This window comes from Kocuria sp. KSNUG, from assembly GCF_049532735.1.
Taxonomy (GTDB): domain Bacteria; phylum Actinomycetota; class Actinomycetes; order Actinomycetales; family Micrococcaceae; genus Kocuria; species Kocuria rhizophila.
The window spans coordinates 2,224,429-2,244,834 of record NZ_CP150981.1 but is presented as its reverse complement, the minus strand read 5'-3'; the positions used below and the strand labels follow the sequence as shown (position 1 = coordinate 2,244,834).

The 20,406-nt window shown below is 70.7% G+C and carries 19 protein-coding genes; 18 read left to right on the top strand and 1 reads right to left on the bottom strand.

What is annotated here, in order from left to right; all coding sequences use genetic code 11:
• Window positions 1-69 precede the first annotated feature (69 nt).
• From thrC to AABM36_RS09780, 6 genes are all read left to right on the top strand, one after another.
• Window positions 70-1,179: a threonine synthase gene (gene thrC / locus AABM36_RS09805; RefSeq protein WP_039101955.1), complete on the top strand. Its 1,110-nt coding sequence runs from the start codon at window positions 70-72 to the stop codon at window positions 1,177-1,179.
• A 56-nt stretch (window positions 1,180-1,235) separates the two neighbouring features.
• Window positions 1,236-2,198 carry a homoserine kinase gene (thrB, locus tag AABM36_RS09800; protein WP_082142012.1) on the top strand — a complete coding sequence of 321 codons (963 nt, stop codon included), beginning with the start codon at window positions 1,236-1,238 and terminating at the stop codon, window positions 2,196-2,198.
• A 294-nt stretch (window positions 2,199-2,492) separates the two neighbouring features.
• The gene (gene rho, locus AABM36_RS09795) at window positions 2,493-4,613 is read left to right on the top strand and encodes a transcription termination factor Rho (RefSeq protein ID WP_059281182.1); all 2,121 of its coding nucleotides are present in this window, start codon (window positions 2,493-2,495) and stop codon (window positions 4,611-4,613) included.
• Between the two features lie 52 nt (window positions 4,614-4,665).
• Entirely contained in the window at window positions 4,666-5,775 is a 1,110-nt protein-coding gene (prfA, locus tag AABM36_RS09790; RefSeq protein WP_019309363.1) for a peptide chain release factor 1, read from the top strand.
• 5 nt (window positions 5,776-5,780) lie between these two features.
• Entirely contained in the window at window positions 5,781-6,671 is an 891-nt protein-coding gene (gene prmC, locus AABM36_RS09785; RefSeq protein WP_423446008.1) for a peptide chain release factor N(5)-glutamine methyltransferase, read from the top strand.
• Complete coding sequence (locus AABM36_RS09780) at window positions 6,668-7,771, top strand: L-threonylcarbamoyladenylate synthase (RefSeq protein ID WP_047978488.1); 1,104 nt, start codon at window positions 6,668-6,670, stop codon at window positions 7,769-7,771. The genes prmC and AABM36_RS09780 overlap by 4 nt, the downstream gene beginning before the upstream one ends.
• A 132-nt stretch (window positions 7,772-7,903) precedes the next feature.
• Here AABM36_RS09780 and AABM36_RS09775 read toward each other — a convergent pair whose 3' ends face one another.
• Window positions 7,904-8,872, bottom strand: a complete 969-nt coding sequence (locus tag AABM36_RS09775; protein ID WP_047978489.1) for an NAD-dependent epimerase/dehydratase family protein — start codon at window positions 8,870-8,872, stop codon at window positions 7,904-7,906.
• Window positions 8,873-9,097: 225 nt separating this feature from the next.
• On the opposite strand from AABM36_RS09775, the gene AABM36_RS09770 reads away from it, so the two are divergent.
• The 12 genes from AABM36_RS09770 (at window position 9,098) to AABM36_RS09715 (ending at window position 20,396) form a co-directional block, all read left to right on the top strand.
• Entirely contained in the window at window positions 9,098-10,030 is a 933-nt protein-coding gene (locus tag AABM36_RS09770) for a glycosyl transferase (RefSeq protein WP_019309359.1), read from the top strand.
• Window positions 10,017-10,877, top strand: coding sequence for a glycosyltransferase (locus AABM36_RS09765; protein WP_019309358.1), 861 nt, complete (start codon window positions 10,017-10,019; stop codon window positions 10,875-10,877). The genes AABM36_RS09770 and AABM36_RS09765 overlap by 14 nt, the downstream gene beginning before the upstream one ends.
• 30 nt (window positions 10,878-10,907) lie before the next feature.
• Window positions 10,908-12,959 (top strand): polysaccharide biosynthesis protein, encoded by a 2,052-nt coding sequence (locus AABM36_RS09760; RefSeq protein ID WP_059281180.1) that lies wholly within the window; start codon window positions 10,908-10,910, stop codon window positions 12,957-12,959.
• Window positions 12,956-14,074: an MraY family glycosyltransferase gene (locus AABM36_RS09755; RefSeq protein ID WP_082019320.1), complete on the top strand. Its 1,119-nt coding sequence runs from the start codon at window positions 12,956-12,958 to the stop codon at window positions 14,072-14,074. The genes AABM36_RS09760 and AABM36_RS09755 overlap by 4 nt, the downstream gene beginning before the upstream one ends.
• The gene (locus AABM36_RS09750) at window positions 14,071-14,700 is read left to right on the top strand and encodes a hypothetical protein (RefSeq protein WP_059281179.1); all 630 of its coding nucleotides are present in this window, start codon (window positions 14,071-14,073) and stop codon (window positions 14,698-14,700) included. The genes AABM36_RS09755 and AABM36_RS09750 overlap by 4 nt, the downstream gene beginning before the upstream one ends.
• Entirely contained in the window at window positions 14,697-15,077 is a 381-nt protein-coding gene (locus AABM36_RS09745) for an AtpZ/AtpI family protein (protein ID WP_019309354.1), read from the top strand. The genes AABM36_RS09750 and AABM36_RS09745 overlap by 4 nt, the downstream gene beginning before the upstream one ends.
• 30 nt (window positions 15,078-15,107) lie before the next feature.
• Window positions 15,108-15,899 carry a F0F1 ATP synthase subunit A gene (atpB, locus tag AABM36_RS09740; RefSeq protein ID WP_019309353.1) on the top strand — a complete coding sequence of 264 codons (792 nt, stop codon included), beginning with the start codon at window positions 15,108-15,110 and terminating at the stop codon, window positions 15,897-15,899.
• A gap of 114 nt (window positions 15,900-16,013) precedes the next feature.
• A complete protein-coding gene (gene atpE, locus AABM36_RS09735; protein WP_019309352.1) occupies window positions 16,014-16,217 on the top strand; it encodes an ATP synthase F0 subunit C in 204 nt (67 codons plus the stop codon).
• A gap of 48 nt (window positions 16,218-16,265) precedes the next feature.
• A complete protein-coding gene (locus AABM36_RS09730; RefSeq protein WP_019309351.1) occupies window positions 16,266-16,817 on the top strand; it encodes a F0F1 ATP synthase subunit B in 552 nt (183 codons plus the stop codon).
• The gene (locus AABM36_RS09725) at window positions 16,817-17,629 is read left to right on the top strand and encodes a F0F1 ATP synthase subunit delta (protein WP_047978492.1); all 813 of its coding nucleotides are present in this window, start codon (window positions 16,817-16,819) and stop codon (window positions 17,627-17,629) included. The genes AABM36_RS09730 and AABM36_RS09725 overlap by 1 nt, the downstream gene beginning before the upstream one ends.
• A 171-nt stretch (window positions 17,630-17,800) precedes the next feature.
• Entirely contained in the window at window positions 17,801-19,426 is a 1,626-nt protein-coding gene (atpA, locus tag AABM36_RS09720; RefSeq protein WP_019309349.1) for a F0F1 ATP synthase subunit alpha, read from the top strand.
• 58 nt (window positions 19,427-19,484) lie between these two features.
• Window positions 19,485-20,396 (top strand): F0F1 ATP synthase subunit gamma, encoded by a 912-nt coding sequence (locus tag AABM36_RS09715; protein ID WP_059281178.1) that lies wholly within the window; start codon window positions 19,485-19,487, stop codon window positions 20,394-20,396.
• The last annotated feature ends 10 nt before the right edge of the window (window positions 20,397-20,406 follow it).

The window sequence follows — 20,406 nt, the reverse complement described above, 5'->3', positions numbered from 1 at the left end:
CGGTGACCGCCCGGAGGCGGTCGGAGCACGAGCTGAACTGCAAGCACTTGACCCGAGGAGCAACACGGCATGGCACACGTCTGGCGGGGCGTCATCAACGAGTACAGGGACCGGCTGCCGGTGACGGAGCAGACCGAGGTCGTGACCATGGGGGAGGGCGGCACCCCGCTGATCCGTGCGCGGGCGCTGTCCGAGCTCACGGGCTCCACCGTGTGGCTCAAGTTCGAGGGCATGAACCCCACGGGCTCCTTCAAGGACCGCGGCATGACCATGGCCATCACCAAGGCCAAGGAGGCCGGGGCGCAGGCCGTGGTGTGCGCGTCCACCGGCAACACGTCCGCGTCCGCGGCCGCCTACGCCAAGCAGGCCGGGATGCGCAGCGCGGTGCTGGTGCCCGAGGGCAAGATCTCCATGGGCAAGATGTCCCAGGCCGTGGCCCACGGAGCGGACATCATCCAGGTGGACGGCAACTTCGACAACTGCCTGGAGGTCGCCCGCAAGCTCTCCGAGTCCTACCCGGTGTTCCTGGTGAACTCCGTGAACCCGTACCGCATCGAGGGCCAGAAGACCGCTGCGTTCGAGGTGGTGGACACCCTGGGCGACGCCCCGGACATCCACGTGCTGCCCGTGGGCAACGCCGGGAACATCACCGCGTACTGGAAGGGCTACCGCGAGTACGCGCAGGACACCCCGGCCACGTCCGGTGAGGTGCTGCCCGCCGTGGCCACGCGCACCCCGGCCATGTGGGGCTTCCAGGCGGAGGGCGCAGCGCCCCTCGTGCTGGGCCACCCCGTGACGGAGCCGGAGACCATCGCCACGGCCATCCGGATCGGCAACCCGGCCTCGTGGGACACGGCGGTCGCGGCCCGGGACGAGTCCGGCGGACTCATCGACGCCGTCACGGACGAGCAGATCCTGGAGGCGCACCGCTGGCTGTCCTCGCGCGAGGGCGTGTTCGTGGAGCCGGGCTCCGCCGCGAGCGTCGCGGGACTGCTCAAGAAGGCGCGCGCGGGGGAGGTGCCCTCCGGTGCGACGATCGTCGCGACCGTCACGGGCCACGGGCTCAAGGACCCGCAGTGGGCCGTCAAGGGTGCCGAGGCGGAGGATCCGCAGGCGGCGGAGCCCACGCGGGTTCCCTTCGACGTGGTGTCCGTCGCGGCGGCCCTCGGTCTCGCGTGAGCGCCCGGGAATCGGCGCGCCCGGCGGCCCACGGGGCAGGGCGCGTGGACGGCGGCGTGGCACCGGTGGGCGCCACCGTGCGCGTCACGGTGCCGGCGTCCACGGGCAACGTGGGTCCCGGCTTCGACTCCCTGGGCCTCGCACTGGAGCACCGTGACACCGTGAGCCTCACCCGCATCCGCGAGGGCCTGGAGTTCGAGCTGCACGGCGAGGGTTCCCAGGACGTCCCGCGCACGGGCGAGCACCTGGTGCTGCGTGCCGCGCAGGCCGCGTTCGACGCCGCCGGGGCCGGCGTCCTGCCCCCGGTGCGGCTCACGGCCCACAACGTGATCCCGCACGGGCGCGGGATGGGATCGTCCGCCTCCGCGGTGGTGGCGGGTGTGCTCGCGGGCAACGCCCTGCTGCCGGCATCCGCGCGGCTCTCCGACGACGCCCTGCTGCAGGTGTGCTCGCGGCTCGAGGGACACCCGGACAACGTGGCCCCCACCCTCCTGGGCGGTCTGACGATCTCCTGGGAGACGGAAGGGCATTTCCACAGTGTTCCGATGGCCGTGCACCCGGACGTGGTGCCGGTGGTGGCTGTTCCGGACTTCGAGGTGGCCACTGCGGTGGCACGCGGGCTGCTTCCCGAGACCGTGGCCCACCGCAGCGCGGCGGTCACCGCGGGCCGGGCCGCGCTGCTCGTGGCGGCCCTCGGGCAGCACCCCGAGCTGCTGCTGGACGCCACGCACGACCTGCTCCACCAGCCCTACCGCGCGCAGGCCATGGCGCCCAGCTGGGAGCTCGTGACCGGGCTGCGCGAGCGCGGTCACGCCGCTCTGATCTCCGGTGCGGGACCCACGGTGCTGACGCTCGCGAACGGTGGGCAGCGGGCGCGAGCGGCGCAGGAGGCGATCGGGGAGATCACCGCGGACCCGGCGTCGTCGACCCGCCGCCACGGGGGCGAGCCCGTGTCGTGGCGGGTGCTTGCCCTGCGGGTGCCCGGCGAGGGTGCTAAAGTGGAGGCATCCACGCAATAGGCCCCGGGTGAGCGTCCGCCTGTCGGATGACGCAGCCCCGCAGTTGAGCCCCGTGCGCAGTGACCCACCGCAGGTGTTCGAAGGCGTCGCCTCTCTGCGATCCTCTCCCGTGAAGCCCCGCCACCTCTGTGATGTGGCAGTTCGCTCGAGCGGGGGATTCGGGGGACTTCATTGCTGATCACGCGTGCTCACCGCGCGTGCCTCTCGTGGCCCGCCGCGCGCGGCCCACACCCACAACGCCGGGCTGCCGGCGATCTGAATGCCGCAGCCCCCACCGAGTCAGAAGGAACCTTCGTGACAGAATCCACCGCCCCCGAACAGGGAACGGAATCCTCCACCGCGCAGAGCACCGGACTGTCCGGTCTCAAGCTCGCCCAGCTGCAGGCGCTCGCCGCGCAGCTCGGCATCACGGGCGCGCGCCGCATGCGCAAGTCCCTCCTCGTGGAGGCCATCGAGGCCCACCAGCGCGGCGGCGCCGTCGCCGAGCGCGACAAGGCCGTCGAGGAGAAGATCCAGCAGACCGCCCGCAAGGCCTCCCAGCGCCACACCGGCTCCGACGACGCCGCTGAGCCCGCCGAGGGCTCGCAGCAGAAGTCCACCGAGTCCGCCGAGGACGAGTCCGGGGACCAGGGCGGCAAGCGCCAGTCCGGTTCGCGGCGCTCCCGCCGCGCCACGGCCTCCGGGGACCGCCACGGCGCCCGCTCCGGCCAGGACAAGAACGATGCGGAGCAGTCGGCCGAGCAGAGCTCCGCCCAGGACGGCTCCGAGCAGCAGTCCGACGAGTCCAAGGACGGCCGCGGCAACCGCAACCAGCGCGGCCGCGGCAACCGCAACGAGAAGTCCTCGCCGCAGGACCGCGACGCCTCCTCGCAGGACGAGAAGTCCCGCGAGGGCAAGCAGGACCAGAAGTCCGGCCAGGACAACCGCTCCGAGGGCGGCCGTCAGCGCCAGCAGGGCGATGCCAAGGACAACGGCCAGGACCAGGGGAACCGCCGCGGCGGCAAGGACAACGGGTCCAAGGACAACGGGTCCGGGGACGGCGGCAACGGCCAGGACGGCCAGAACCGCAACGACCGCAACCGCAACCGCAACGACCGCGGCAACAACGGCGGGGACGGCGAGGGCGGCTCGCGCCGCAACCGGCGCAACCGCAACCGCAACGACCGCAATGACCGCGGCGAGCGCGGGGACCGCAACGACCGCAACGAGCGTCGCAACCGCCGCAACCGGAACAACGGCCCGGACGTGGACGACGTGGAGATCACCGAGGACGACGTCCTGCTGCCCGTGGCGGGCATCCTGGACGTGCTGGACAACTACGCCTTCGTGCGCACCTCCGGCTACCTCCCGGGTCCCTCGGACGTCTACGTGAGCCTCTCGCAGGTCAAGAAGAACAACCTGCGCAAGGGCGACGCCGTGGTGGGCGCCATCCGTGCCCCGCGCGAGGGGGAGCAGCACAACAGCTCCCGCCAGAAGTTCTCCGCGCTCGTGCAGCTGACCTCGGTCAACGGTCGCACGCCCGAGGAGAACAAGGAGCGGGTGGAGTTCAACAAGCTCGTCCCGCTCTACCCGCAGGAGCGGCTGCGCCTGGAGACCGACCCCAAGAAGATCGGTCCCCGCGTGGTGGACCTCGTGGCACCGATCGGCAAGGGCCAGCGCGGCCTGATCGTCTCCCCGCCCAAGGCGGGCAAGACCCTCATGCTGCAGTCGATCGCCAACGCGATCACCACCAACAACCCCGAGGTGCACCTCATGATGGTGCTCGTGGACGAGCGCCCCGAGGAGGTCACCGACATGCAGCGCACGGTGAAGGGCGAGGTCATCGCCTCGACCTTCGACCGTCCCGCGGACGACCACACCACGGTCGCGGAGCTCGCGATCGAGCGCGCCAAGCGCCTCGTGGAGATGGGCATGGACGTGGTGGTCCTGCTGGACTCCATGACGCGTCTGGGCCGTGCGTACAACCTGTCGGCCCCCGCCTCCGGGCGCATCCTGTCCGGTGGTGTCGACTCCGCGGCGCTGTACCCGCCCAAGAAGTTCTTCGGCGCCGCCCGCAACATCGAGAACGGCGGCTCGCTCACCATCCTGGCCACCGCGCTCGTGGAGACCGGGTCCAAGATGGACGAGGTCATCTTCGAGGAGTTCAAGGGCACGGGCAACATGGAGCTGCGGCTCTCCCGCCAGCTCGCGGACCGTCGCATCTTCCCGGCCGTGGACGTCAACTCCTCCGGCACCCGCCGCGAGGAGAACCTGCTGTCCTCCGAGGAGATCAAGATCATGTGGCGCCTGCGCCGCGTGCTCTCCGGTCTGGAGCAGCAGCAGGCGCTCGAGCTGCTCACCAGCAAGCTGCGGGACACCCAGTCCAACGCCGAGTTCCTGATGCAGGTCCAGAAGACCACGCTGGCCGGCCACTAGGAACCGCACCCGCGGTCCGCTCGTTCCACCCGTCGATCAAGGAGTGCCCCACATGTCCGACCCCGTTCAGCCGCTGCTGGATGAGCACGCTCAGCTGCAGCGCGAACTGGCGGATCCCGCCGTGCACGCGGACGCGGGCCGGGCCCGGAAGCTCGGGCGGCGCTACTCCGAGCTCAACGGGATCGTGGAGGCACACCGTCGGGTGGAACGGCTGTCCGAGGACCTCGAGGCCGCGCGCGAGCTCGGGAGCATGGATCCCGAGCTCGCGGCGGAGGTCAAGCCCCTCGAGGACGAGCTCGTGGAGGCCCGTGAGGCGCTGCGCCGCAAGCTCGTCCCGCGCGACCCGGACGACGGCCGCAACGTGATCCTCGAGGTCAAGGCGGGGGAGGGCGGGGACGAGTCCGCGCTCTTCGCCGGGGACCTGCTGCGCATGTACGTGCGCTTCGCGGAGCAGTCCGGTCTCAAGACCGAGATCCTCTCCTCGACCCCCACCGAGCTGGGCGGCTACAAGGACGTCCAGCTCGCCGTCAAGGGCAGCTCCTCGGACCCGTCCGAGGGGGCATGGGCCCGCTTCAAGTACGAGGGCGGGGTCCACCGTGTGCAGCGAGTTCCCGTGACCGAGTCCCAGGGTCGGGTGCACACGTCCGCCGCGGGTGTCCTCGTGTTCCCCGAGGTGGACGAGCCGGACGAGATCGACATCAGCCAGAACGACCTCAAGATCGACGTCTACCGCTCCTCCGGTCCCGGCGGTCAGTCCGTGAACACCACGGACTCGGCCGTGCGCATCACCCACGTCCCCACGGGGATCGTGGTCTCCATGCAGAACGAGAAGTCCCAGCTGCAGAACCGCGAGGCGGCCATGCGCGTGCTGCGCGCCCGGCTGCTCGCGCACCAGCAGGAGCAGATCGACGCGGAGAACGCCGCGGCCCGCAAGTCCCAGGTCCGCACCGTGGACCGCTCGGAGCGGATCCGCACCTACAACTTCCCGGAGAACCGGATCGCGGACCACCGCACCGGCTACAAGGCCTACAACCTGGACCACGTCCTGGACGGCGCGCTGGAACCGGTGATCGCCTCGGCGGTCGAGCTCGACGAGAGGGCCCGCCTGGAGCAGCTGGGCCAGGACTCGGCGGAGCAGGGGTCCGCGGGCCGGAAGAGCTGAGCCCGGTGAGCAGCACTCTGGCGCAGGCCATCGCGTGGGGTCGAGCGGAGCTCGCCGCCGCGGGTGTCGCGTCCCCGGACGCCGACGCCGCTCTGCTCGCCGCCCACGCGCTGGGGCTATCGCGCGGTGAGACCGAGGCCCGCGCCATCTTGGGGGCCCCCGAGCCCACGGGCTACCGCGACCTCGTCCGGCGCAGGGCCGCCCGGGAACCGCTGCAGCACATCACGGGCACCGCGCCCTTCCGCGATCTGGAGCTCGCCGTGGGCCCCGGGGTCTTCGTGCCCCGTCCCGAGACGGAGCTGCTCGTGCAGCTCGCGCTCGACGACGCGCGGCTCTGGCGCGAGGCGGGCGAGACCCGCCCTGCCGTGATCGACCTGGGCACCGGCACCGGGGCGATCGCCCTGGCCGTGGCGAGCGAGGACCCCGCGTGCCGGGTCACCGCCGTGGAGCGGGAACCCGGTGCCCTGGAGTGGGCCCGCCGCAACCTGTCCGGTTCGCGCGTGCGACTGCTGGAGTGCGACTACCGGGACGTCACCCCGGACACTGCCGGGCGCTTCTGCGTGGTCGTGAGCAACCCGCCCTACGTTCCGGACGGCGAGATTCCCCGGGACCCGGAGGTGCGCGACTACGACCCGCCCACCGCGCTCTACGGTGGTGACCGGGCGGGGATGCGCCACCCGATCGCCGTGATGGAGACGGCTCTGCGGGTGCTGCGACCCGGGGGATCCCTCATCATGGAGCACGCGGAGTCCCAGGTGGAGCCCGTGGCGCTGGCTCTGACCGAGCGCGGGTTCCAGGACGTCCGCGTCCACCACGACCTGACCGACCGGCCCCGGGCCACCACGGCCCGCATGCCGGACGCACACCCGGACGATGAGCTGAGGAGCTGCTCGTGAGCGAGATCTTGCCCTGCGGGACCGAGGAGGAGCGGGAGACCGCTGTGGCGCGGGCCGCGGAGGTGGTGGCCGACGGCGAGTGCGTCGTGCTTCCCACGGACACGGTGTACGGCATCGGCTGCGACGCCTTCTCCGCACCGGGCGTGCAGGGCCTGCTGGGCGCCAAGGGCCGCACCCGCGAGATGCCGCCGCCGGTGCTGATCGCCCGCCCCGAGGTCATGGAGGCGCTCGCGGACCAGGTCAGCGAGGACGCCCGCGCCCTCGCCGAGGCCTTCTGGCCCGGGGCCCTGACGCTGGTGTGCTGGGCCCAGCCGTCCCTCGGCTGGGACCTCGGCGAGACGCACGGCACGGTGGCGCTGCGCGTGCCGGACGACGCCGCCGCGCGGGCCGTGCTCGAGCGGGTGGGTCCCATGGCGGTCTCCTCGGCGAACCGCACAGGGATGCCCGCCGCCCGCACGGCGCAGGCGGCCCAGGACATGCTCCAGGACCGGGTGCCGCTCTACCTCGACGACGGTCCCCGGCCGGTCGAGGAGCCCGCGGAGGACGCACGGGACACCGCCTCCACCATCGTCGACTGCACGGGGGAGACGCCGGTGGTGCTGCGCCACGGCGCCATCCCCCTGCAGCGGCTGCGCGAGGTCGTCCCCGCGGTCCACGGCGGCGGGCTCGACGACGCCGCGGCCCAGACCACCTCGCAGCGTCCCTCCGCGTCGGCCGGGGACGGCCGTGCCCACGAGGACGGCGCAACGGGCGGTGCTGGCACGGCAGCGGCGGCGTCGTCCGCGCGGGACTGTGAAGAACGTGCCAAGCAGAACGGCGTGGAGCCCACTGGCGCGGTGGCCGCCGGCCTGGCGGGCAGCGCCGTGCGGACCGGCCGGCCCGCTCCCGTGAACGGAGACGCCGAGGAGGGTGACGAGACGTCCGACGAGGAGCTCATCACCGCCATGGTGTGGGACGGCCCGTCACAGGATGCACGCCCGGTGGACCAGGTGCGGGACCGCAACCACCGGCACGAGCCCCGCTGGGGTGGCACGAGTGCGCTGAGCATGGCGGACGCCGAACGGCTCGTGGCCGACGGCACCCAGGACCCGCAGGCCTGACCCTGCCCCGGCACCCCCGCAAGCGCGCGGCGCAGGCGCAGTTCGCCCGGAGGCCGTCCCTGGCGCCGACGGTTTCGGCGCGGCGGTGCGGGCCGGGCGGTGTCGTCGCGGGGGAGTGCGCGGGAGCGCGTCTCAGCGGCCGAGGGCCAGGTGGGCCTGGCGCAGCACTTCCTGCACGTGCGGCTCCGGCAGCACACCGTTCTCGTGCGCCCAGCCCGGAACCTGCTGCTGGCCGAACCATGTGACCTCGAGCCGCCGGATGGCGCCGGCGTAGCGGTGCCCCGATGCCTGCGAGAGGAAACGCGCGGAAGCGATCGCGGCGCGGCACAGCCAGGGCGGGATGGACAGCGGCTCCCGGCGTCCGGCGTCGCGCAGGACGGAGCCGGTGGTGGCGCCCTCCCAGGGCTGCAGGATCACGGGCGGCAGGGCCCGGGGGAATTCGCCCACGGCCACGGTGAACTGCGCGAGCGCGGTCACCGAGGTGACGGGCGTGGGTGCGGAGCCGTCCCCGGCCACCGAGCTCAGCGGCGAGGAGGCGAAGCGCGCGAGCCTGCGCGTGGTCCGCCGCTCGCTGCCCATCACGGACGTGGCGCGGATCACGGTGAGCTGGGGTGCGCCCTTCTCGGAGCGCCACTCGGAGTGCAGCCGGTACAGCGCGGATTCTCCGAGCGCCTTGGAGAACGAGTACGGGGAGAACGGCGCGGTGCGGATGGACTCGTCCAGCACGGGGGCGTCCGCCTGCACGGACGCGGAACTCATGTGGATGACCCGCCGGACACCGGTGCGGTGCGCCGCGAGCGCCACCAGCACCGGCAGCAGGGCGTTGGCACCCGTCAGGGACTGCTGGTGGGTCTGGTCCGGTGCGGCCAGGCCGGCCGCGTTGACCACGGTGTCCGCGCCGGCGAAGGAGTCGGCCAGGTAGTCGATCACGGACTCGAGCCGCTGGGCGTGCTCCACGAGGTGGTGGACGGTGGTGGCCGGGGAGGCCAGGCGGGGTGAGGCCACGGGCGTGACCGGGATGCTCCGGGCCTGCAGGGCCGTGGTGATCGCGGAGCCGATGAAACCCGTCGCCCCGAGAACGCGCCAGCTGTGAACCGTCACTGTGTGTCTCCTCCCATGGTGGTTCGACCATCGTACGGTAGCGCCCGGCCGGGCAGGGTGGATGCCGTGACCGAGCCGCGGGCGTCCAGCGGACACCGAGGCATCGTCCGGGTGGGCGTTGATAGACTCCGGGAGTTCATCCGCGCCCGGGTGCCGCTGCCGCGACGCTCTCCGGCACGGGGTGAGCGAACACCGCCAGAATCACGAGTCGTCTCGGGGGCGTCAATGACGGAGAACAGTGCCAGGGCCACCGACCACGAGGGCGCGCGCGTGGGTGTGGCGTGCGTCACGCAGGACCGGCCCGGCGACGTCGACACCCTGATCGACGCGCTGCGCGTCCAGACCGAGCCCGTGGCGAGCCTGTGCCTCGTGGACGCGGGGCGCGCCGCTCTGGACGAGGACCGGCTGCGCCAGCGGATCGGGGGAGCGTTCGCGTTGCACTACCGCCGCTCGGAGGCGAACCTGGGTGGCGCGGGCGGCTTCGCGCTCGCGATCCTCACGGCGCTCGCGGCCGGCTCGGAGCAGGTCTGGCTCATGGACGACGACGCCCACCCCGAGGACCCCGAGTGCCTCGCCGTGCTGCGCACCGCCGCGCGGGAGCGCGACCTCGCGGTGGTCTCACCCCTGATCGTGGCACCGCAGGATCACTCGCTGCTCTCCTTCCCGTACCGGCTGGAGGGCGGCATCACGCACCGGCGGGCGGACCTCGAACCCCTGGGCTTCCTCGACTCCTACGCCAACTTCTTCAACGGCGCCCTGGTGGACGAGTCCGTGTTCTTCCGCGTGGGGCTGCCGGACCTCAAGCTGTTCCTGCGCGGGGACGAGGTGGACTTCCTGGTGCGGCTTCGCCGCAGCGGTCTGCCGTTCGGCACCGTGACCACCACGGCGGTCTCCCACCCCCCGGGGTGGGACGAGGAGCACGTGGTGGTTCCCGGCAAGCTGCAGGTGCTGATCCCGCCGGGGGAGTTCAAGCAGCGCCACTTCTTCCGCAACCGCGGGTACGTCTCGTGGCACTACAAGCGCGTGGTGCAGCTGGGGGCGGACGCGATCGGCTACCCGGCCCACTACATCAAGACCAGGGATCTCAAGGGCCTGCGCACGTGGGCGCGGCTCTACACCGACGGCATGCGCGGGCGGGGTTTCGGTGGCCCTCGCTGAGCCGCTGGACGCTGCGGGGATCCCCGTCCCGTTCTCGGTCCTGCTCCCCGTCTACCACGGGGACACGCCCGAGCGGCTGCGGCGCGCGGTGGAGTCCAACACCGTGGACCAGACCCGGCCGCCGGCCGAGGTGGTCCTCGTCCAGGACGGCCCCGTGTCGCCCCCGCTGGAGACCGAGCTGCGCCGTCTCGAGGCGGACTCGCAGATTCCGGTCCGTGTGCTGCGGCTCGCCCAGAACGGCGGTCTGGCTCGCGCCCTGCACACCGCCCTGCCGCAGTGCGCGCACGACGTCGTGGCGCGGGCGGACGCGGACGACGTCGCCTACCCCCGGCGCTTCGAGCAGCAGCTTCCCCTGATCGAGGACGGCGCGGACGTCGTGGGCGCGTCCATGCACGAGATCGGGGACGACGAGCAGAACCCCGTGGCACTGCGCGCGGCACCCGTGGGCGCGGAACGCATCGCGGCCGTGAGCCGTCGCCGCAACCCGCTGTCCCACCCCACGGTGGTGCTGCGCCGCAGCGCCGTGGAGGCCGTGGGAGGCTACGAGGACGTGCCCATGGCGGAGGACTACTGGCTGTGGGCGCGCATGCTCCACGCGGGGGCGGACGTGCGCAACGTGGGTGAGCCGCTGGTCGGGTACCGCGTCTCCTCCGGGTCCTACGAACGCCGCGGCGGGTACCGGGTCCTGAAGGCGGAGCTCGCGCTGCAGGCCAGGTTGCGGGCCCTGGGGCACGTGGGGTTCCTACAATGGGCCGTGAACGTCATGGTGCGCGGCGGCTACCGGTTCGTGCCCCTGCGGGTGCGCGAGACGGCCTACCGGCTCATGGTGGGCCACCGCAACGGCTGACCCGCGCGCACCCGAAAGGACAACGGCCCCATGGTCAACCCCCTCAGTCCCACCCCCCGAGCCGAGAAACCGGTCGCATGGCTGTGGATCCAGATGATCCTGGACTCGGCCGCGTGGATCCTGGCGCTGTGGGTGGCCGTGCTGCTGCGCTTCGAGCTCAACGTGGAGCTCGTGTCGGTGGGCGGGCTGGTGATCACGTGCGCCGTGGCCGTGGTGCTGCAGCTGCTCGTGGGGTTCTCCTTCGCGCTCTACAAGGGCCGCTACTCCTTCGGCAGCTTCGACGAGGCCAAGCTGCTGGTGGTCGTGACCGTGATCGTGACCGCGCTGCTGGAGGGCCTGCTGCTGGTCTTCGGCGTCTCGCTGAGCATCCCGCGCTCCGTGGGGTTCATCGCCTTCCCGTTCGCGTGCCTGCTCATGGCCGCGTTCCGCTACCTCAAGCGCATGTACCAGGAGTCCACGGCCAAGCCCGGTGACCAGGCCCAGAACGTGGTCGTCTTCGGCGCCGGCGCGCTGGGCACGTTCCTGGTGCACCGCATGATGCAGGACCCGGCCTCCGGCTTCCTGCCCGTTGCCCTGCTGGACGACGACCCCGCCAAGAAGCACCTGCGGATCTCCTCCGTGCCCGTCATGGGCACGCTGCACGACGCCGCCTCCGTCCTCGAGCACACGCGCTCGGGTGTGCTGATCGTGGCGGTGGCGGACGTGGACCCCCGCACCATGCGCCGCGTCTCCGACGCCGTGGAGGGAACGGGCACCCGCGTGATGACCGTCCCGCCGCTGAGCGAGATGCTCACGGGCGCGAACCAGGGCGTGGACCTGAGGGACATCTCCATGGAGGACCTCATCGGACGCCGCCCCGTGGACATCCACGTGGACTCGATCGCGGGCTACATCACCGGCAAGCGGGTGCTGGTGACCGGTGCGGGCGGATCCATCGGCTCCGAGCTGTGCCGTCAGCTCGTGGGCTTCGAGCCCGCGGAGCTGATCATGGTGGACCGGGACGAGTCCGGGCTGCAGGCCACGCAGATCTCCATCACCGGGCGCGGGCTGCTGGACGGCAACGACACCGTGCTGTGCGACATCCGTGACGAGGAGTCGGTGAACAGGGTGTTCGAGCAGCGCCGGCCCCAGGTGGTGTTCCACGCGGCGGCGCTGAAGCACGTCTCGCTGCTGGAGCAGTACCCGGACGAGGCGTGGAAGACCAACGTGATGGGTTCGCTGCACGTGCTCAGCGCCGCCGCCGCGGTGGACGTGGAGGTGTTCGTGAACATCTCCACGGACAAGGCCGCGAACCCCACCACCGCGCTCGGGCACTCCAAGCGCGTGGCGGAGAAGCTCACCGCGTGGACGGGAGACCGCACGGGCAAGCGCTACGCCTCCGTGCGCTTCGGCAACGTCTTCGGCTCGCGCGGGTCCATGCTCCCGCTGTTCGCCGAGCAGATCCGCCAGGGCGGGCCCATCACGGTCACGCACCCGGACGCGACCCGCTACTTCATGACCATTCCCGAGGCGTGCCAGCTGGTCATCCAGGCCGGCGCGATCGCCCGCGGGGGAGAGGTGCTCATCCTGGACATGGGCCAGCCCGTGCGGATCATGGACATCGCGCAGCGCCTGCGGTCCATGTCCGGGCGCGAGGACATCCGGATCGAGATCACCGGGCTGCGCCACGGGGAGAAGCTGCACGAGGACCTGATCGGCACGGGGGAGACGGACGAACGTCCCTTCCACCCCAAGATCTCGCACGCGAGGGCCGAGCGTCTGGACCCCGCCAACCTGGACCGCCACGTGTGGAAGGTCCGCGGCGGCATGCTGTTCACCGGGTCCATCCCGCAGGTTCCTGCCAGCACCCAGCCCCGCATCACGGACTTCTCCGTGCCGCGCGCAGCCGAGAGCGCGGCGTCGTCGGGACGCGGCGGCCGGAGCGCCGCCCCCGACCGCGACGGCGCGGCACCCCGCGACGGCAGTCCCCACCGGGGGAATGCGGTCCCGCGGGACGGCAGCTCTGCGCGAGGCGGCCACGTCGCACCCGTCGAGGGGTCGCGGGCCGCCCGCGACGGGGACGACCGGGGGAGCGGATCGTGAGCGCCGCGATGAGCCCCGCCGCGGTCCTGGCCACACCGCTGCCCGGACTGGTGACCGGTCCCGCAACCCTCAGCGAGGGCGAGGCCCTTGAGCTGCTGCTGACGCTGGCGCCCTGGACCCTGGGGGTGGCGTTCGTGCTGTCCGTCCTGCTCCCGTTCGCCGTGCGGCCCCTGCTCACGCGGTGGGGAGTGATCGACGTCCCCACCGAACGCTCGTCCCACACCCGACCGGTCCTGCGCGGCATGGGCCTCGCCGTGGCGCTCGCCCTGGTGGTCACGTACGCGGGGGCGCTGGTCTTCGGCCTTATCCCCGTGGACCGCTCCATCGCCCTGGTGGTGCTGGCCATGATGGTTGCCAGTGCCGCGCTCGGCTGGGCGGAGGACTACCGGGGAGTGCCGATCACCGTGCGCCTGGGCGTTCAGGCCCTGATCGGAGCGCTGGGCACGGCCGCGCTGATCGTGGCCCTCGGGGTTCCCGCGTGGTGGTGGCCCGTGGGGGTCGTGGCCACCGTGGCGTACATCAACATCGCGAACTTCATGGACGGGATCAACGGCATCTCCGGCATGCACGGCACAGCGGTGGGCCTGCTCTACGCGTGGGCCGGCGGCGTGAACGGCATGCCGTGGATGGTCTGCGCCGGTCTGGCCGTGGCCGGGGCCTTCCTCGGCTTCCTGCCCTGGAACCTGGGGCGCGGCACGGTGTTCCTGGGGGACGTCGGATCGTACGTCCTGGGGGGAGCGGTCGTGGCCACCGCGATCGGCGCGTTCCTCTCCGGCGTGTACGTGGAGTACCTGCTGCCCCCGCTGCTGATCTACCTCGCGGACACCGCGGTGACCCTCGTGCTGAGGATCCGCCGCGGCGAGGTCTGGTACAAGCCGCACCGCCAGCACGCGTACCAGCGGCTCACGGACGCGGGGCTCTCCCACGTCCAGGCGTCCCTGCTGGTCACGGGTGCCACGGTGCTCGTGAGCGTCATCTCCCTCTACGGCCTGCGCGCAAACGGCACGGGCTCCGCCGTCGCCGGTGTGGCGGTGGTCGCCGTGGTCGTCGCGTACCTGCTGGCGCCCACGCTGCTCGGACGCCTCCGCACCGCTCGGCGGGGCGTGGACACGTGACCGGGCCCGACCACACCCCCGCTCCCGCAGGTGACAGCTCCTACGGCCACGGTGCGAGAACCTGGTCCGCGGTCGCCCTCGTGGCGGCGGCGCTCGCGGTGGCGGCGGCCTTCGTGCTGGAGCTTCCGGACGGCGTCCGCTCGGCCGCGTTCGGGGCCGGTCTGGTCACGGCGAGCTCCGCGACCACCGTGCTGGTGGCCGCGCACATGTTCCGCGTCGCGCCCGCGGCCACCGCGCCTGCCCTCGCGGGCCTGTACCTGCTCAAGGTGCTCGTGGCCGGTGGACTGCTCCTGACGCTCGCGCCCCCCGCCTGGCTGGTCCCCAGCGTGTTCCTGGGCGCCGCGCTGGTCGGCCTCGTGCTCGCGCTCGTGCGCTTCGCCCGGCTCACGGGGCGCGTGTCCGGGCAGCAGACGCGCGCGCTCCTGGCCTCACGATCCGCCCGGGGAGCGGACTCCGCAGCCGCGCACGACGACGCCGCTGCCGCACCGTCCCCGCGCGACGCACCCGGTCCCCGGTCCGGTGCGGCCACCACGCTCCTCGGCCGGGAAGCACCCGGCCGCCACCACGACGCGCTCCACGGGTCCGGTCAACCGCCCGTGGGCACCCCTGAAAGGCACACCCCATGAACTCCTCGCCGGGCCCCCAGGACCCCCGGAAACCCCGCTCCGCGCGGGGCGCCTCGCAGCGACACGTCGACTCCGCGCGACAGGACTCCCTCTACACTGCGGGAGAGCTCGTGGAGCGCGGCGGCCTGAGCGGAGGACTCGCCGTGCTGCTGTATGTCGTGGTCGGTGCGGCGTTTTGGAGTTTGATAGGCTGGCTCCTGGATCACCTGCTGGGAACACGGTGGATTGTGATCGCGGGAGCCGTCTTCGGCGCGTCCGCCGGGGTGTACCTCGGCTACCTCCACATGAGGGACGCGCTGAATCGGAGCCACGCCCCGCAGAAGACCACGTCGGAGACAACGAAGTCATCTGATCCGGGCCACCGGCCCGGAGTGTGACCGGTCTGGATACCGCAGAAAGGACCCGTATTGAACCCCGCCCTGAGGATTCCGGCCGAATTCGTGGCCCCTTCCACGGAAGACATGCATCTTCCCCCGTTGTTCGAAGTGGGGTCCCTCGCCTTCGGTAAGCAGTCGCTGCTGATCCTCTTCTCCGTGGTGCTGATCGGTGCGGGCTTCATGTACATGATCCGCCGTCGCGCCATGGTTCCCTCCAAGGGCCAGTACCTGGGCGAGATGGGCTACGGCTTCGTCCGCAACCACCTGGGCCGGGACATCATCGGCGAGAAGGACTTCCGCCCTTTCATCCCGCTGCTGTTCTCCTTCTTCTTCTTCATCCTGGTGAACAACCTGTTCGGGTCCATCCCCCTCGTGCAGCTGCCCACCTTCTCCCACCCGGGCTCGGCATACGTCATGGCCGCCATCGCCTACGTCGTGTGGGTCTTCGTGGGCATCCGCCGGCACGGCTTCGGGCAGTTCATGGTCAAGATGACCATGCCCCCGAACGTCCCGAAGATCCTCTACGTGATCCTCATCCCCCTCGAGTTCCTCTCGAACCTCATCATCCGTCCCGTGACTCACGCGCTGCGTGTGTTCGCCACCATGTTCGCGGGCCACATGGCCATGATGGTGGCCGCGGGCCTCACCGCGTACCTGGCCACCGAGGTGGGCGGCATCGTGGGGATCGGCGGATCGGTCTTCGGCATCGTCCTCGGACTGTTCATCTACTTCCTGGAGCTGCTCATCCAGGTCCTCCAGGCCTACATCTTCACCCTGCTGTTCGCCGTGTACGTACAGGGCGCACTGCAGGAGGGGCACTAGCCCCACGAAGGAGCGCGACCCCCGGGCCGCTCACCCCTGACCATCGCCTGCTTACGATTCCCGTAACGGCACCACGGCCCGCACCCGCGGGCACCCAGAAAGGAAATATCCACAATGGAAGGTTCGCTTAGCGTCATTGGCTACGGTCTCGCTGCCATCGGCGGTGGCATCGGCGTGGGTCTCATCTTCGCTGCCTACATGCAGTCCGTGGCCCGCCAGCCCGAGTCCCAGCGCGTCCTGCAGCCCATGCTCTTCATGGGCTTCGCCGTGGTCGAGGCCCTGGCCATCCTGGGCCTGGTCCTCGCCTTCATCATGTAGGGCAATGCCCATCGGACAAGCCCTAACTAGAGAACAGGAATCGCGCTCATGAACGCAATGGTGATGGCAGCGGAAGAGGCTCAGAACCCTCTCATCCCGGACACCTGGGAAATGCTGATTACCTTCATCGGGTTCGTGATTCTGCTCTTCATCGCGATCAAGTACATCGTCCCGGCGTTCGAGAAGGTCTACAAGGACCGCTCGGAGGCCATCGAGGGTGGACTTGCCAAGGCCAAGGCCGCTCAGGCCGAGGCGAAGGCTGCTCGCGACGAGTACAACCAGCAGCTCGAGAGCGCTCGCCTCGAGGCCCAGAAGATCCGTGAGGAAGCTCGCTCCGAGGGTGAGAAGATCCTCGCGGACTTCAAGGACCGCGCCAACATGGAGTCCGCCCGGATCACCGAGAACGCTCACAAGGCCATCGAGGCCGAGCGTGCGGCGGCCGTGGTCTCCCTGCGCGACGAGGTCGGCACTTTGGCAACACAGCTTGCGTCCAAGATCGTCGGGGAGTCCTTGAACGACGACGACCGCGCCAACCGCGTGGTCGACCGCTTCCTGGCGGACCTGGACGCCGAGCAGAGCCGCACGGGAGCTGCACGGTAATGGCAGAAGCATCGAACGAACCGAATCGTCCGCTCACCGTGGACGTGGACCGCTGGGCACCGTCCGCGAGTCCGGAGATCGCACACCAGCTGTTCGAGATCCTGGACATCGTGGACCAGAACGGCGCTCTGCGCCGGGCCCTGACGGATCCCTCCCGCCCCGCTGAGGACCGTGCTCGTCTCGTGCACTCCCTCCTCGACGGCCGGGCCCACGAGGTGGCGGTGGACATCGCCGCGGAGCTCGCCTCCCAGCGCAGCACCACCGAGCGTCAGCTGGGTGATGCCCTCGAGCGCACCGCAGTGCTCGTGGCGGCAGCCGCCACCGAGAACCGCGGCGGCGGGGACGCCCTCGAGTCGCTCGTGGACGAACTCATCCGGTTCAAGTCCATGCTGGACCGGTCCGCCGAGGTGCAGAGCGCCTTCTCGGACTCCCGGGCGTCCGCGGAGGCCAAGGTCACCCTCGCCCGTCGGCTGAGCACGCCGGGTTCCGAGGAGGCCGCGTTGCTGATCGAACGCGCAGCCAGCGAGCCCCGGGGGGCCCTCCCCGGTCGCCTGCTGGAACAGTTCGCCCAGTGGGTGGCAGACCGTCAGCAGCGGTGGATCGCCCGTGTGGAGTCGGCCCGGCCGTTGCGCCAGGACCAGCTGGACGCCCTGCGCGACCGGCTGAACCGGCTGTATGGACGGGACCTCAAGCTGACCACCGAGACCAACCCGGCTCTGGTGGGTGGCCTGCGCGTGCAGGTCGGTGAGGAGATCATCGACGGTTCGCTCACGCACCGGCTGAACCAGCTGGAGCAGCGGATCGGAGCCTGATCCTCTCGTGGAGCGAGGATCGCGGGGAGCCGGTGCGAGCCGGAGTCCCGTCGCGTTGCCTCCACGGGCCGCACACGCGGTCGCACGGCGATGGGGCAACGCATCGCGACAAGAACAAGCTTGGTCATCGTCGAGTCGATGATCACACGACGTAGAGAGCAGGGACAGCAGATGGCCGATGTGACCATCAATGCCGATGAAGTCCGTAGCGCGCTGAACGATTTCGCGGCGTCCTACGATCCCGGCAACGTGGAACGAGTAGAAGTAGGACGCGTGTCGTCCGCAGCGGACGGCATTGCCCGTGTGGAGGGTCTGCCCTCCGTCATGGCCAACGAGTTGCTCAAGTTCGAGAACGGGGTGCTGGGCCTGGCCCTGAACCTCGACACCCGCGACATCGGCGTCGTGGTGCTGGGCGACTTCCAGGGCATCGAGGAGGGCCAGGAGGTCCACCGCACCGGTGAGGTGCTCTCGGTGCCCGTGGGCGAGGGCTACCTCGGCCGCGTGGTGGACCCGCTGGGCGAGCCCCTCGACGACCTCGGCCCCATTGCCACGGACGGCCGCCGCGAGCTGGAGCTGCAGGCTCCGGGCGTGACTATGCGAAAGTCCGTGCACGAGCCGCTGCAGACCGGCATCAAGGCGATCGACGCCATGATTCCGATCGGGCGTGGCCAGCGTCAGCTGATCATCGGCGACCGTCAGACCGGCAAGACCGCCATCGCGGTGGACGCCATCCTGAACCAGCGCTCCAACTGGGAGTCCGGTGACGTCGACAAGCAGGTGCGCTGCATCTACGTGGCGGTCGGTCAGAAGGCCTCCACCATTGCGGCCGTGCGTCAGACGCTCGAGGACAACGGCGCCCTGGACTACACCACGATCGTGGCCGCCCCGGCCTCCGAGTCGGCCGGTCTGAAGTACCTCGCCCCCTACGCCGGCTCGGCCATCGGCCAGCACTGGATGTACGGCGGCAAGCACGTCCTGATCGTGTTCGACGACCTCTCCAAGCAGGCCGAGGCCTACCGGGCCGTGTCCCTTCTGCTGCGCCGCCCGCCGGGACGCGAGGCGTACCCCGGCGACGTCTTCTACCTGCACTCCCGTCTGCTCGAGCGTTGCGCCAAGCTCTCCGACGAGCTGGGCGCGGGCTCCATGACCGGGCTGCCGATCATCGAGACCAAGGCCAACGACGTCTCGGCGTTCATCCCGACCAACGTCATCTCCATCACCGACGGTCAGATCTTCCTGCAGTCGGACCTCTTCAACGCCAACCAGCGCCCCGCCGTGGACGTGGGCATCTCGGTGTCCCGCGTGGGTGGTGCCGCGCAGGTCAAGGCCATGAAGAAGGTCTCCGGCACGCTGAAGCTGAGCCTGGCCTCGTACCGCTCCATGCAGGCGTTCGCCATGTTCGCCTCCGACCTGGATGCGGCCTCGCGCCAGCAGCTGACCCGCGGTGAGCGTCTGATGGAGCTGCTCAAGCAGCCCCAGTACACGCCGTACCCCGTGGCGGACCAGGTCGTCTCCATCTGGGCGGGCACCACCGGCCAGCTCGACGACGTGGACGTGGCCAACGTGGGCGACTTCGAGCGCGCCCTGCTGGACCAGGTGCGCCGGACCACCAACGTCATGGACTCGATCAACTCCACGGGCAAGCTCGAGGACGACGCGATCGAGGCGCTGAAGACGGCCGTGGCCGAGGTCAAGCGGGACTTCCACGGTTCCAAGCACGGGATCGAGGCCGGTGTCGAGGAGCACGAGTCCCTGGGCTCGAGCTCCGTGAACCAGGAAACGATCGTCAAGAAGTAACCGTTGAGGTGGTGCGCCGTCCGTCGGCGCACCACCGCGGTGCCGAAAGGAAAAGCCCATGGGAGCGCAGATTCGGGTCTACCGACAGAAGATCGCGTCCACCTCGTCCATGAAGAAGATCTTCAAGGCGATGGAGATGATCGCGACCTCGCGCATCAGCAAGTCCCGTCAGAGTCTCGAAGGTGCGTACCCGTACGCCAACGCGCTGACCCGCGCGGCCTCCCAGATCGCCACGCAGCACAACATCTCCCACCCGTTGACCACGGTCCCGGACCAGGTGCGGCGCTCCGCCGTCATGGTCTTCACCTCGGACCGCGGCCTCGCAGGGTCCTACTCCTCCAACGTGCTCAAGCGCACGGAGGAGCTGCTGGAGCTGCTGCGCTCGCAGGGCAAGGAAGCCCACATCTACCTGGTGGGGCGCAAGGCCAAGGCGTACTTCGACTTCCGGCACCGTGACTACGACGATTTCTGGACCGGCAACACGGACAGCGCGAGCACGGAGCGCGCCGAGGAGCTCACGGAGCGCCTCATGCACGACATCAGTGCCGCGTACGAGGAGAACGGCGTGGACGAGGTCCTCCTCGTCTACACGCAGTTCAACTCCATGGTGAGCCAGGAACCCCGTGTCCTGCGGCTGCTGCCCCTGGAGATCTCGGACGCCAACGACCTCGGGGACGACGTCTCGGAGCGGTTCGACGATCTGCGCGAGCACGCCAACCAGTTCGAGTTCGAGCCGAACCCGGAGGAAGTCTTCAACGAGATCCTGCCGAGGTACGTCCGGGCCCGGGTCTACTCCGCGCTGTGCCACGCGGCGTCGAGCGAGCTGGCGTCCCGTCAGCGCGCCATGAAGGCCGCCGGTGACAACGCCACCGAGCTCATCAAGAAGTACACACGCCTGATGAACAACGCCCGTCAGGCGGAGATCACCACCGAGTTGACAGAGATCGTCAGTGGCGCCGAGGCCCTCTAGGCCCGCGCTC